Annotated in this window: 12 protein-coding genes and 1 pseudogene; 3 read left to right on the top strand and 10 right to left on the bottom strand. The window is 59.9% G+C overall.

Annotation, left to right across the window (positions count from 1 at the left end):
- Positions 1-46: 46 nt before the first annotated feature.
- From ACZZ0G_RS13680 to hutC, 7 genes are all read right to left on the bottom strand, one after another.
- Positions 47-877, bottom strand: a complete 831-nt coding sequence (locus ACZZ0G_RS13680; RefSeq protein ID WP_273916599.1) for a quaternary amine ABC transporter ATP-binding protein — start codon at positions 875-877, stop codon at positions 47-49.
- Positions 874-1,725 (bottom strand): ABC transporter permease, encoded by an 852-nt coding sequence (locus tag ACZZ0G_RS13675; protein WP_007949591.1) that lies wholly within the window; start codon positions 1,723-1,725, stop codon positions 874-876. The genes ACZZ0G_RS13680 and ACZZ0G_RS13675 overlap by 4 nt, the downstream gene beginning before the upstream one ends.
- A gap of 83 nt (positions 1,726-1,808) precedes the next feature.
- Positions 1,809-2,777: an ABC transporter substrate-binding protein gene (locus tag ACZZ0G_RS13670; RefSeq protein WP_064117062.1), complete on the bottom strand. Its 969-nt coding sequence runs from the start codon at positions 2,775-2,777 to the stop codon at positions 1,809-1,811.
- Between the two features lie 69 nt (positions 2,778-2,846).
- Entirely contained in the window at positions 2,847-4,319 is a 1,473-nt protein-coding gene (locus ACZZ0G_RS13665) for a purine-cytosine permease family protein (RefSeq protein ID WP_463556474.1), read from the bottom strand.
- A 154-nt stretch (positions 4,320-4,473) separates the two neighbouring features.
- The gene (hutU, locus tag ACZZ0G_RS13660) at positions 4,474-6,156 is read right to left on the bottom strand and encodes a urocanate hydratase (RefSeq protein ID WP_463556473.1); all 1,683 of its coding nucleotides are present in this window, start codon (positions 6,154-6,156) and stop codon (positions 4,474-4,476) included.
- A gap of 449 nt (positions 6,157-6,605) precedes the next feature.
- Complete coding sequence (locus ACZZ0G_RS13655; protein WP_463556472.1) at positions 6,606-7,175, bottom strand: HutD/Ves family protein; 570 nt, start codon at positions 7,173-7,175, stop codon at positions 6,606-6,608.
- A complete protein-coding gene (hutC, locus tag ACZZ0G_RS13650; protein WP_162130175.1) occupies positions 7,172-7,882 on the bottom strand; it encodes a histidine utilization repressor in 711 nt (236 codons plus the stop codon). The genes ACZZ0G_RS13655 and hutC overlap by 4 nt, the downstream gene beginning before the upstream one ends.
- 146 nt (positions 7,883-8,028) lie before the next feature.
- Between hutC and ACZZ0G_RS13645 the strand changes: the two genes are divergently transcribed.
- On the top strand, positions 8,029-9,393 hold the full coding sequence (locus tag ACZZ0G_RS13645) for a formimidoylglutamate deiminase (RefSeq protein ID WP_463556471.1): 1,365 nt from the start codon (positions 8,029-8,031) through the stop codon (positions 9,391-9,393).
- 123 nt (positions 9,394-9,516) lie between these two features.
- Here ACZZ0G_RS13645 and ACZZ0G_RS13640 read toward each other — a convergent pair whose 3' ends face one another.
- Together ACZZ0G_RS13640 and ACZZ0G_RS13635 are read right to left on the bottom strand one after the other, a co-directional pair.
- The gene (locus ACZZ0G_RS13640; protein WP_463556470.1) at positions 9,517-10,086 is read right to left on the bottom strand and encodes a lipocalin family protein; all 570 of its coding nucleotides are present in this window, start codon (positions 10,084-10,086) and stop codon (positions 9,517-9,519) included.
- Between the two features lie 30 nt (positions 10,087-10,116).
- Complete coding sequence (locus ACZZ0G_RS13635; RefSeq protein ID WP_064388903.1) at positions 10,117-10,371, bottom strand: hypothetical protein; 255 nt, start codon at positions 10,369-10,371, stop codon at positions 10,117-10,119.
- Positions 10,372-10,652: 281 nt separating this feature from the next.
- On the opposite strand from ACZZ0G_RS13635, the pseudogene ACZZ0G_RS13630 reads away from it, so the two are divergent.
- Both ACZZ0G_RS13630 and ACZZ0G_RS13625 read left to right on the top strand, forming a co-directional pair.
- Positions 10,653-11,687: pseudogene (locus tag ACZZ0G_RS13630) on the top strand (HAMP domain-containing protein); the annotation flags it as partial.
- Positions 11,688-11,780: 93 nt separating this feature from the next.
- Complete coding sequence (locus ACZZ0G_RS13625; RefSeq protein ID WP_463558856.1) at positions 11,781-12,545, top strand: methyl-accepting chemotaxis protein; 765 nt, start codon at positions 11,781-11,783, stop codon at positions 12,543-12,545.
- A gap of 183 nt (positions 12,546-12,728) precedes the next feature.
- On the opposite strand, the gene ACZZ0G_RS13620 is transcribed toward ACZZ0G_RS13625, so the two are convergent.
- On the bottom strand, positions 12,729-13,331 hold the full coding sequence (locus ACZZ0G_RS13620; protein WP_463556469.1) for a DUF924 family protein: 603 nt from the start codon (positions 13,329-13,331) through the stop codon (positions 12,729-12,731).
- Between the last annotated feature and the right edge of the window lie 2 nt (positions 13,332-13,333).

Genomic DNA, 13,333 nt, shown 5'->3' with positions numbered 1-13,333 from the left:
CGGAGCGTCACGGGATGCATTCCCACGCAGAGCGTGGGAACGAGCGTCAGACCACCGCCGCCCGCCGCTGCACAAACCGGTCGACATACTCATCCGCCGGCGAATGCAGAATCTCGCGTGGCGTACCGACCTGAATCAACTTCCCATCCTTGAGAATCGCAATGCGGTTGCCGATACGCACCGCTTCATCGAGGTCGTGGGTAATGAAGACGATGGTCTTGTGCAACGTCTTTTGCAGCTCCAGCAACTGGTCCTGCATCTCGGCGCGGATCAGCGGATCCAGAGCACTGAACGCTTCGTCCATCAGGATGATGTCGGTGTCCGCCGCCAAGGCCCGAGCCAAACCAACACGCTGACGCATGCCGCCGGAGAGTTGGTGCGGGTATTTGTTTTCGTAGCCTTTGAGGCCGACGGTGTTGATCCAGTGCAGCGCGCGCTCCGAGCACATTTGCTTGCTCTCGCCGCGCACTTTCAGGCCGTAGGCGACGTTGTCGAGCACGGTCTTGTGCGGCAGCAGGCCGAAGCTCTGGAACACCATGCTGATCTTGTGCCGGCGAAATTCGCGCAGGGCGTCCATGTCGTATTGCAGGATGTCCACGCCGTCGACGAGGATCGCGCCGCTGGTGGGATCGATCAGCCGATTGAAGTGGCGCACCAGCGTCGATTTTCCCGAACCGGACAGGCCCATGATCACGAAGATCTCGCCGGTGCCGATGCTCAGCGACAGATCGTTAACGCCGACCACGCAACCGGTTTCGCTCAGCACCTGATCCTTGGTCTTGCCCTGGCCGACCATGGCCAGCGCATCCTTGGCGCGGTTGCCGAAAATCTTGAAGACGTTTTTGACTTCGATCTTGCTCACGGTTGCGTTGTTCATTTGCTCACCTCATGCCGTGGCCGACCGTACGCCTGAGTAATGCGGTCGATGACCACTGCGAGAATCACGATCGCCAGACCGGCCTCAAGGCCACGTCCGACGTTGAGGGTCTGAATCCCCACCAGCACATCTTCACCCAGGCCACGGGCGCCAATCATCGAGGCGATCACCACCATTGACAGGGCCATCATGGTGGTCTGGTTGATCCCGGCCATGATGCTCGGCAGGGCCAGCGGCAGTTGCACGCCGAACAGTTGCTGCCAGCGGTTGGCGCCGAACGCGTTGATCGCTTCCATCACTTCGCCGTCGACCTGGCGAATGCCCAGATCGGTCAGGCGAATCAGCGGCGGCGCGGCGTAGATCACGGTGGCAAAAATCGCCGGCACTTTGCCCAGGCCAAATAGCATCAGCACCGGGATCAGGTACACGAAACTTGGCATGGTTTGCATGATATCGAGCAGCGGCATCAGCACCGAACGCAGGCGATTGCTGCGCGCCGAGAGAATCCCCAGCGGAATGCCGATCAGCACCGAAATGATCGTCGCGACCATCATCAGCGCCAGCGTCTGCATGAGCTTGTCCCACAGGCCAACGGCGCCGACGAGGAACAGCAGACCAACGATGACGGCGGTGGTCACGACTTTGCGCGTGGCGTGCCAGGCAACCACACCGACGATCGCCAGCATCAGCCACCACGGCGCCGCACGCAGCAGGCCTTCGAGGTTGACGATGGCCCAGAGCAGGGTGTCGGAGATGTGGCGGAACACATCACCGTAGTTGGTGACCAGCGAATCGACCCAACCGTTGACCCAGTCGGCGATGGAAAAGGTAAAGCTTTCGGGAAACATAAGCGGCTCTCAATCAGAAATCTCAATCAAGCGTTTACGGCATATCTCCCGGCCAGCCTCACGGTTGACCGGGAGGTATCGACCTACAGCGCCGCGTCGATTTTCTTGGCAGCGTCGTCACTGACCCACGCATGCCAGACCTCAGGATGTTCCTTGAGGAAGATTTTCGCCAGTTTTGGCGACTCGATACGTTCCTTGGCCATGCGCCCCAGATTCTGGTTCAGCAGGTCGATCGGCAGGTTGACCTTTTCCAGCACGGCCACCAGTTCCGGCGCCTGTTCGTGGAAGGTTTTCGACAGGCCGACCTTGATGCTTACAGTCTTGTCGACGCCCGGTTTTTCTTCGAGTTTGACCAGATCCACCTGGCCCATCAGCGGAGTTGGCGACCAGTAGTAGAACAGGATCGGCTCGCCGCGCTTGTAGCTCGACAGCACCGCCGCATCCAGCGCCGGGCCGGTGCCCGGGCGGAAGTTGGTGTAGCTGCTTTCCAGACCGTAGCTTTTCAGCATTTCGCTGTTGTCGAGTTCGCAAGTCCAACCGGCCGGGCAGTTGTAGAAACGGCCCTTGGATGGTTCTTCGGCGTCCTTGAACACGGCGGCGTACTTGCCCAGATCAGCGATGTTTTTCAGGTCAGGGGCTTTGGGTTCGAGCTTGCGCTTGGCGTCGCCTTCGATCACGTAGCGCGGCACGTACCAGCCTTCCACCGCGCCCACTACCGGAGCGCCGACACCGACGACCTTGCCGGCCTTCTCGGCCTTGTTCCAGACCTCGCTGCGGCCGACCCATTCTTCGGCGAACACTTGAATATCGTTGCTGCTCAGGGCGTTTTCCATGGTGATGGAGTTGCCCGGCAGACTGTCGGTCTTGCAGTCGTAACCTTTTTCCAGCACCACTTGCAGCACGTCGGTCAGCAGCATGCCGCTTTCCCAGTTCAGCCCGGCGAATTTCACCGGTTTGCCCGATTCGCACCAGCCGGCGGCCTGAGTCGCGCCAGCACTGGCCAACAGGCCCATGGACAGCAATGTGGTCAGCAGGGTCTTGTTCGATTTCATTGTTGTGACGCTCCTAATCATGAATTGGCTTACGGCAGTCAAGAGGCATCCAGCCCTGTCCACGTCCAATCAGGCCTGCGCCGCAGCGCGACCGGCCCCGCTTGTTTTAGGTTGTACAACGCTGTTCTGCTCGACCGGCAGAATCAGTTGATCGGGCACTGCGCTGTGCCATTTTTTCGCGCACACGTAGTAGACGACGGCCGGCAGTACGAGGCCGATGATCCAGGAAATATCAACATCACCGAGGGCCGCCACCAGCGGGCCGGTATAGAACTTGGTAGAGATGAACGGCAACTGCACCAGCACACCGAACACGTAGACGCTGATGCCGAGCAGGTTCCAGCGGCCGTAGCGACCGTTCGGATCGGCCAGCGCCGGCACGTCATAGCGCTCACGGGTGATGCAGTAGTAGTCGACCAGGTTGATCGCGCTCCAGGGTGTGAAGAAGGCGAGCAGGAACAGGATGAAGGACTTGAATGCACCGAGGAACGAGTGCTGACCAAGCAGCGCGATCAGCGTCGCTGCGCCCACGATCACCAGCACGAACACCAGACGCTGCATGCGCGTAACGGTCAGGTGGCCTTTGAAACCACTGATGATGGTCGCGATGCACATGAAGCTGCCGTAGGAGTTCAGGGTGGAGATGGTCACCTTGCCGAACGCGATGCTGAAGTACAGCAGCGCAGCGGTGGCACCGGCGCCGCCCAGACCGACGATGTAGGCGACTTCGTGACCGGCGAACTGGCCGTTGGAGGAAGCCGCGGCGAACACGCCGAGAATCATCGCCACTTGCGCGCCGACCACTGAACCGGCACCAGCAGCGAAGAAGGTTTTGACTGCCGAGGTCTTGCTCGGCAGGTAACGGGAATAGTCAGCCACGTAAGGGCCGAATGCGATCTGCCACGACGCGGCAAGGGATACCGCGAGCAGGAAACTGCTCCAGCTGAAGTGACGGATTTGCAACAGTGCACCAACGTCTACCTGACTGATCAGACGGCTGAACAGATAAACGAAAGCGATCACGCCAATGACGCTGGCGACACGGCCGATCCAGTGGATCACCCGATAACCGAGCACAGTGACTACCACAATGACACTGGCAAACAGCAGGATACCCACGGTGTCGCTAACGCCAAACAACTGGCCCAGCGCCTGGCCGGAAAGCACCGTGCCCGTTGCGGTGAAACCCAGGTACATCAGGCACACCAGCACGATCGGAATCGCCGCACCATAAACGCCGAACTGCACGCGACTGGAGATCATCTGCGGCAGGCCCAGCTTCGGCCCTTGCGCAGCATGCAGCGCCATCACCCCGCCACCGAGCAGTTGACCGATCAACAGACCGATCAACGACCAGAACACATCACCGCCGAGCACCACGGCCAAGGCCCCGGTGACGATCGCGGTGATTTGCAGGTTGGCACCCATCCACAGGGTGAACTGGCTAAACAGACGACCGTGTCTTTCCGCTTCCGGGATGTAGTCGATCGAACGCCTTTCGATCAACGGTTTGTTGCATGCACGATCGGTGTTAACAGCCATGATTCAACCTCTGTGGATTGTTATTCGAGTTCACTGAACGTCTTGCGCACTACTGTGGGAGCGAGCCTGCTCGCGAAGGCGTCAGCACATTCAACATGTGTGTTGGCTGACAGACCGCATTCGCGAGCAGGCTCGCTCCCACAGGGTTTTGCATTTATTTGCCGGTAATCATCGGCAGGTTCAGCCCCTGTTCCTTGGCGCAGTCGATGGCGATCTGGTAACCGGCATCGGCGTGACGCATGACACCGGTGGCCGGGTCGTTGTGCAGCACGCGCGCAATACGCTCGGCCGCTTCGTCCGTACCGTCGCAGACAATCACCATGCCCGAGTGTTGCGAAAAGCCCATGCCGACGCCGCCGCCGTGATGCAGGGAAACCCAGGTCGCACCGCTCGCGGTGTTGAGCAGGGCGTTGAGCAGTGGCCAGTCGGACACGGCGTCGGAACCATCCTGCATCGATTCGGTTTCGCGGTTCGGGCTGGCGACCGAGCCGGAGTCGAGGTGGTCACGACCGATCACGATTGGCGCCGACAACTCGCCGCTACGAACCATTTCGTTGAACGCCAGACCGAGCTTGGCGCGCAGGCCCAGGCCAACCCAGCAGATACGTGCCGGCAGACCCTGGAAGCTGATGCGCTCGCGGGCCATGTCCAGCCAGTTGTGCAGATGTGCGTCGTCCGGGATCAGCTCTTTGACCTTGGCGTCGGTTTTGTAGATGTCTTGCGGATCGCCCGACAGTGCTGCCCAGCGGAACGGGCCGATGCCACGGCAGAACAGCGGACGGATGTAAGCCGGTACGAAACCGGGGAAATCGAACGCGTTTTCGACGCCTTCTTCCTGCGCCATCTGACGGATGTTGTTGCCGTAGTCGAAGGTCGGAATGCCTTGCTTCTGGAATTCCAGCATGGCTTTGACGTGCACGGCCATCGACTGCTTGGCGGCTTTGATCACAGCGGCAGGTTCGGTCTTGGCGCGGGCGCGGTATTCGTCCCAGGTCCAGCCGGCAGGCAGGTAACCGTTGAGCGGGTCGTGGGCGCTGGTCTGGTCGGTGACCATGTCCGGGCGCACTCCGCGCTTGACCAGTTCCGGCAGAATTTCTGCGGCGTTACCCAGCAGCGCGATGGAGATCGCTTTGCCTTCTTTGGTGTACTTGTCGATGCGCGCCAGGGCGTCGTCGAGGTCTTTGGCTTGCTCGTCGACGTAACGGCTTTTCAGGCGGAAATCGATGCTCACTTGTTGGCATTCGATATTCAGCGAGCACGCCCCAGCGAGTGTTGCCGCCAGCGGTTGTGCGCCGCCCATGCCACCGAGGCCAGCGGTCAAAACCCACTTGCCGGTGAGGTTGTCGTTGTAGTGCTGGCGACCGGCTTCGACGAAGGTTTCGTAGGTGCCTTGAACGATGCCTTGGCTGCCGATGTAGATCCAGCTGCCGGCGGTCATCTGGCCGTACATGGCCAGGCCTTTGGCGTCGAGTTCGTTGAAGTGCTCCCAGCTCGCCCAGTGTGGAACGAGGTTGGAGTTGGCGATGAGTACACGCGGGGCATTGCTGTGAGTCTTGAACACGCCGACCGGCTTGCCGGATTGCACCAGCAGGGTTTCGTCGTCGTTCAGGTGGGTCAGGCTTTCGACGATTTTGTCGTAGCACTCCCAGTTACGCGCGGCGCGACCGATACCACCGTAAACCACCAGCTCTTTCGGGTTCTCGGCGACTTCCGGGTCGAGGTTGTTCATCAGCATGCGCAGCGGCGCTTCGGTCAGCCAGCTCTTGGCGGTCAGCTTGTTACCGCGCGCGGCACGGATTTCGACATCGCGAAACTTTGTAGGCTTATTGTCAGTCACGAAAAAGACTCCTCAGCGATCAATTCAAACCAACCCTGGCAGTGGGCAAGCAGCCTGCGTGCATCAATGCGCGACAAGCGAATCAGTGGACGCTGCAGAGAGTCCCGAACGACTCATACGCATACGTCTTTACTTGTACATACAAGCATATGCAATCAAGCGGCCAACTTGTTGGAGGGCCGTTCAAGAAAAATCGCGGCCAGGGCTGGAGAGCGCCTGAATCAAGGGTTCTGGCGCTGATGAAATATTTCGAGGGTATTGATGGAGGGGATTGGGGATTGTTACGAAAGCGAGGTTTTGCGCCACTCTGGGGCGTTCGGTAACAAGTTGGTGCGTGGGTTGGGAACACCCCAAAAGCAAAAGATCGCAGCCTTCGGCAGCTCCTACACTGGGTTTGATGTACACCCTGTAGGAGCTGCCGAAGGCTGCGATCTTTTAAGATTTCTGAATCAGCGTCCAGTCAGTTCAATGACGCAGCAACCCGCATTGGTGGAGACTTCGGCCAGACCGCTGTTGCCGTCCAGTTGCAGGCAATCATGTCGCCCCAACTGCGAAACACTGTCACCGATCCGGACTTCCAGCAACTCACTGACACTGAACACCAACACCGTCCCCGCCGAGCTGAAGAAACGCTGCTCACCGTCCAGCCACTGCAACCGCGCGCTGTAACGCTGCGGCGTATAGATCAGGTTGAAATCGCGAATCGCACCGCCGAGCAGCGTGCACGACACCTGACTTTCGCCGCTGAAGGCAAACGGGTCGAGCGGTAACAATGGCCGCGTATCGTCGCCATCAACGCACAGGGTCATGCCGTCACCCTGCAACACCGTTATCACTCGCTGGTAACCGGCGAAGGTGGAGAAACCGCCGGACTCGGCGATGTCGGCAATCGACAAGCGCCAGCCAAAACCTTCCAGACCGGTGCCCGCATCACGGGTGATTTCTTCAGTGCTGCCACCGCCGTTTTTCCACGGCATGCGCGGGTAGCCTTCGGCGCGTAAAACCTTCAAACCATTCATTTGTGAAAGCGTCCTTCCAGACGATGACGAGAACCGGGATGGATCAGACGAGCAGCGGTCACCGGCTGACGCCCCGACCACGTGCGACGACGAATCAACAAGCAAGGCTCGCCCTTTTCGATCTGCAACAACTTGCACTCGGACGATTCGGCAAGGATCGCTTCAACCACGTGCTCGCCTTCGGTCAGCGGCGCGACCTGGTTCAAATAGGCGTACGGCGTTTGCAGAGTGAAGTCCTGCTTGAGGTATTCCGGGGCCACCAGCGCGTTGACGAAACGGTCTTCGATTTGCACCGGAATGTCGTTTTCGTAATGCACGATCAGCGAGTGGAACACCTTCTGCCCCTCGCGCATGTCCAGCGCCAGCGCGCGCTCGGATCCGGCGGCCTCTTCTTCGAGGGTGATCACCTGGCAAGTGTGGCGATGGCCACGGGAAGCGATTTCGTCAGCGATGTTGTGCACTTCGAACAGCGCCGACTGGCTCTTCGGTTCGGCGACAAACGTGCCGACGCCTTGCATGCGCACCAACAGGCCGTCGGCGGTCATCTCGCGCAGGGCGCGGTTGATGGTCATGCGGCTGAAACCGAGTTGATTGACCAGCTCGCTTTCGGACGGCACGCGGTAGTGCGGCGGCCAGTTTCCGCTGTCGATCTGCTGGGTGATCATCTGTTTGACGCGGGCGTACAAGGGCGCCGGACTGTCGCCCATGTTCGCGGCCAACGGGGAGACTGGAGGCGGAGTCGGCACGGTTGATCCCTGTTCATTGGATGAAAGTGGCTAGCTTGCCGGAGTTTACCGGGCAGGCAAACGTCTGTATATGTATATACAAATAACACACGATGGGGTGCTGAACCATGTCCGCCTTCTTTGCCGAACGCGCGCTGCTGCCTAACGGATGGGCCAACAATGTACGTCTTGAGGTCAGCGCCGAGGGCGTGCTGACCCAAATTCAGGCCGATTCCACCGCAGATGGCGCCGAACGGCTGAGCGGCCCGCTGCTGCCGGGCATGCCCAATCTGCACTCCCACGCGTTCCAGCGGGCGATGGCGGGTCTGGCCGAAGTAGCCGGCAATCCCAACGACAGTTTCTGGACCTGGCGCGATCTGATGTATCGCCTCGTCGGAAAAATCAGCCCGGATCAACTCGGCGTGATCGCCCGTCAGCTGTATATCGAAATGCTCAAGGCTGGTTACACATCCGTTGCAGAGTTTCACTACGTGCACCACGACAGCAATGGTCAGCCGTATGCCGATCCGGCTGAGCTGGCGTTGCGCATCAGTCAGGCCGCGAGTGAAAGCGGCATCGGCCTGACCCTGCTGCCGGTGCTCTACAGCCACTCAGGCTTCGGCGGCCAGACGCCGAATGATGGTCAGCGTCGTTTTATCAACAGCGCCGAAAATTATCTGAATCTGCAATCGCGCTTGCAGCCATTACTGGCGCAGCAAAAGGCGCAATCGCTGGGGCTGTGCTTTCACTCGTTGCGTGCGGTGACGCCGCAACAGATCAGCGAAGTATTGGCCGGCAGTGACAAGCAATGCCCGGTGCACATCCACATCGCCGAACAGCAGAAAGAAGTCGACGACTGCCTGAGCTGGAGCGGTCGGCGTCCTCTGCAATGGCTTTACGAAAACACCGAAGTCGATCAGCGCTGGTGCTTGGTGCACGCCACTCATGCCAACCCGGAAGAAGTCACGCTGATGGCCAAGAGTCGCGCCATCGCCGGGCTGTGCCTGACCACTGAAGCGAATCTGGGCGACGGGATTTTCCCGGCGGTGGATTTCCTCGCTCAGGGCGGGCGCATGGGCATCGGTTCCGACAGTCATGTATCGCTGAGCGTGGTGGAAGAATTGCGTTGGCTGGAATACGGCCAGCGTCTGCGTGATCAGCGGCGTAACCGTTTGTATGGCGCGGATCAACCGATGGTTGGGCGCACGCTGTATGACGCAGCACTGGATGGCGGTGCGCAGGCGTTGGGGCAGCCGATCGGAGCGCTGGAAGTGGGCAAGCGTGCCGATTGGATTGTGCTCGATGGCAACGATCCGTATCTGGCGACGGCCAATGGCGACGGGATTTTGAATCGCTGGTTATTTGCCGGCGGCGATCGTCAGGTGCGCGATGTGCTGGTCAATGGCCAGTGGGTGGTGCGCGATGGGCGGCATGCCGGAGAAGAAGACAGTGCGCGCGCCTTCACCCAGGCCCTGCGCGACCTCCTCGGCTGACGGCTGATCGTTCCCACGCTCTGCGTGGGAATGCAGCCCGGGACGCTCTGCGTCCCACAAGCGGACGCAGAGCGTCCATTGCGACACTCCCACGCGGAGCGTGGGAGTGATCAGGATAGGTGATTAATTAGAGGTCTTGGCCATCTGCCGATCCGACGCCCGCCAGATCAATCGCGTGGTGTCATAACCCTGCTGACGCGCCTTGCTCAGCAGCTCTTCACGCACCACACCGTTGACAGTCGGCGTGCGCGACAACAGCCACATGTACTTGCGACTCGGGTCGCCGACAATGGCGGTCTTGTAGTCATCGCTGACGTACAACACCCAGTATTCGCCTTTCGCCACACCCGGGATCAACCGCGAGAACCAGGTATCGAATTCGACCCAGAGCTTGTCGGTCTTGCCCGGCACCTGTGGATAAGCCGTGCCCTTGGCCTCTTCCCATTGCCAGTCCGGAGTCAGGCAGCGATTGAGCACCGCGACATTGCCGTCAGGCTTGAGGGTGTAATGGGCTTCGGATTGTGCGCAGTTGCGCTGGAAGTACATCGGCAAGCGCGCCAGTTCGTACCAGGTCCCCTGATAGCGCTTGAGGTTGACGCTGCTGGCGGTTTTCGGCGCCAACGGGTCGACGCCGGAACTGGCGCAGCCGGCCAGTACCAGGCCGGCAAAAAGGATCAGCAATAACCGCTTCATTTTTCTTCTCCGTGGGCGCGAAGCCCCGGTTTACTTCAGGCCTTGGCCGGAAAACATCAGCACTTTGTCACCGGCGTACTGCACGCTGATAAAGCTGTTCTTGTCGCCCCAGGTGCAACTGGACATGCCGAGCGCGCCCGAACAATCGGTCGGTTTGCCCAGCAGGGTCTCGACTTCGGCCTTGGCCATGCCGGCCGAGAGCTTCGAGTAGTTTTCCTGATTGACCTTGCTGCATGCGGCCAGCAGCACGCAAAACGTCAGAAGGGCGAGAGATCGCAGCGACATGGTGTAACTCCTGGAACGAGGGGGGATGGCATGGTGCCAACCAGAAGCTTAGAAGAGAAAACCCTCATCTGGTTCCGTGGGGCAAGGGCTATTTATTAGCCCGCCCGTCTGGCATTTGCCGATAAATCAGACACTTTGTAGGGCTATTGAGCATTTCGTCGCATTTCGCCAAAGACGCCTAATCTTTGGCGCGCCACGGTCGAAATAAGAGCAGCGCAAAGCCCCCGAGTGTGGCAAATTGCCGCCCTTTCTTGACCAGCCCCTTCGCGGTAGTTCATTCGATGACCAGAAACATGAAATTCAGCCACAAGATCTTGTTGGCTGCCGCCCTCGTGGTGGCCGTTGCGTTCGCCTGTTTCATTTTGTTCAACGACTATCGACAGCGCGAAGCACTGAGCAACAGCACCGAATCCTCGATGCAGGAACTCGGCAGCCTGACCACCAGTAACATCCAGACCTGGCTGGAAAGCCGCATTCAGTTGCTGCAATCGCTGTCGCAGCAAGTCGCCGTCGACGGTAATGCCACGTCCAGCCTGAAACGCATCATCGACCTGCCCGCCTACACCGGCAATTTCCAGCTCAGCTATTTCGGCGGCGCCGACGGCGTGATGTTCTCGGTGCCGGCCGGCAACCGCGCGCCGGACTACGATCCACGCGCACGCGGCTGGTACAAAGCCGCCAACAGCGCACAGCAGACCATCGTCACCGAACCTTACATCGCCGCGTCTTCGGGCAAACTGGTGATCACTGTCGCCACCCCGGTGCAGCGCCAAGGGCAGATGCTCGGCGTCGCCGGTGCCGACATCGACCTGACCAGCGTCAGCGCGATCATCAACTCGCTGAATTTCGGCGGCCACGGCCACGCGTTCATCGTCAGTGCCGACGGCAAGATCCTGATCCATCCGGACAGCAAACTGGTGCTCAAGACCCTCGCCGAGGCTTATCCGAACGGAGCACCGAAAGTCAGCCCGGGCCTGAAAGAAGTCGAGTTCAATGGCAAAACCCAACTGATCTCCTTCACCCACGTCAACGGCGTGCCGTCGGCCGACTGGTATGTGGCGCTGGTGCTCGATAAAGACACCGCGTTCGCAATGCTCAGTGAGTTCCGCACCTCGGCGCTGATCGCCATGGTCATTGCCGTGGTGATCATCATCGCCCTGCTCGGCATGCTCATCCGCGTGCTGATGCAACCACTGCTGACCATGGGCCGCGCCATGCACGACATCGCTGAAGGCGAAGGCGACCTGACTAAACGTCTGGTGATCCACGGCAACGACGAGTTCGGCGCACTGGGCACCTCGTTCAACCGTTTCGTTGAGCGCATCCACACCTCGATCCGCGAAGTGTCCTCGGCCACCGGCCAGGTCAACGAAGTCGCCCTGCGCGTAGTCGCAGCGTCGAACTCGTCGATGTACAACTCGGATCAGCAAGCCAGCCGTACCAACAGCGTCGCCGCCGCGATCAACCAGCTCGGCGCCGCCGCGCAGGAAATCGCCCAGAACGCCGCCCTCGCCTCGCAGCATTCCAGCGATGCGCGCAGCCTCGCGGTCGACGGTCAGCAGGTTGTGGATAAAACCATTTCGGCCATGCAACAGCTGTCGGCAAAGATCAGCGACTCCTGCGGCAACATCGAAACGCTGAACGCCAACACGGTGAACATCGGCCAGATTCTCGAAGTGATCACCAGCATCTCGCAGCAAACCAACCTGCTCGCACTCAACGCCGCGATCGAAGCAGCGCGTGCCGGTGAAGCCGGGCGTGGTTTCGCCGTGGTTGCCGATGAGGTGCGCAACCTGGCGCACCGCACGCAGGACTCGGCGCAGCAAGTGCAGAAGATGATCGAAGAACTGCAAGTCGGCGCGCGTCAGGCGGTGAGCATCATGACCGAGAGCCAGCGCGAGAGCGAAAGCAGCGTCGGCATCGCCAACCAGGCTGGTGAGCGGTTGGGTAGCGTGACCCAGCGGATCGGTGAGATCGACGGGATGAACCAGTCGGTGGCCACCGCAACTGAAGAGCAGACAGCAGTGGTCGAGTCGATCAATGTCGATATCAACGAGATCAACACGCTGAATCAGGAAGGCGTGGAGAACTTGCAGGCGACGTTGCGGGCTTGTTCGGATCTGGAGCAGCAGGCGGCGCGGTTGAAGCAGTTGGTCGGCAGCTTCCGCATCTGAAGATCAAGAGCCTTACCCCCTCACCCCAGCCCTCTCCCCCCAGGGGGGCGAGGGGGAAAGGGAGCCGATCTTCATCCTGTTCAAACCTGAGTTCGACTCGATGTTTCAGGTCGGCGTACCTCGCCCGATCACCTCGGTCAATCCCCTCTCCCCTTGGGAGAGGGCTAGGGTGAGGGTAAGCCCTTAAAACCTTGACCCAGGTTCTGAAAGAAACACCAACTCCTCAGCCGTAGACTCCCGCCCCAACACCGCATTGCGATGCGGAAACCGGCCAAACCGCGCGATCACTTTCTGATGCCGCTCGGCATAATCCAGATTATCCGCAAACACCGCCCGCTCCGCCTCCGGCTGTTCAGCTACCAGTTCGATAAACCTGGAAACCGCCTCATTCTGCACCGCGAGGTTTTCGCAGTGTTCGAACACCAGATAAATGAACACACGTTGAATCGGTTTCAGCTGCCGATCGAAATCCGCCGCAATGCCTTGCGCGACGAGTTTCTGCGCGCGCAGATCGCCGGAAAATGCTTTGGGGGTATCGCGAAAGATCATTCGCGGCAGTTGATCGAGCAGTAGCACCACCGCCAGCCAACCTTCGGGACATTGCGTCCACTCGGTCAATTCGCCGGCCAGGGCCTGATCGACAAAGACCCCGAAACGCGTCCGCGCTTCGAGGTCTTGGCTGTCTCGCTTACCGAACCACAACTTGCCCTTGTCAGCCGATATCTCATCCGGTGATTCGGCATGTCCGAACCACCAATCGAGCAACGGCTGCCAGGGCGCGGTCATGG

The sequence above is a fragment of the Pseudomonas sp. AC169 genome (genome assembly GCF_979258515.1).
The sequence above is the reverse complement of the archived record's forward strand: the minus strand, read 5'-3'. Positions and strand labels throughout refer to the sequence as shown.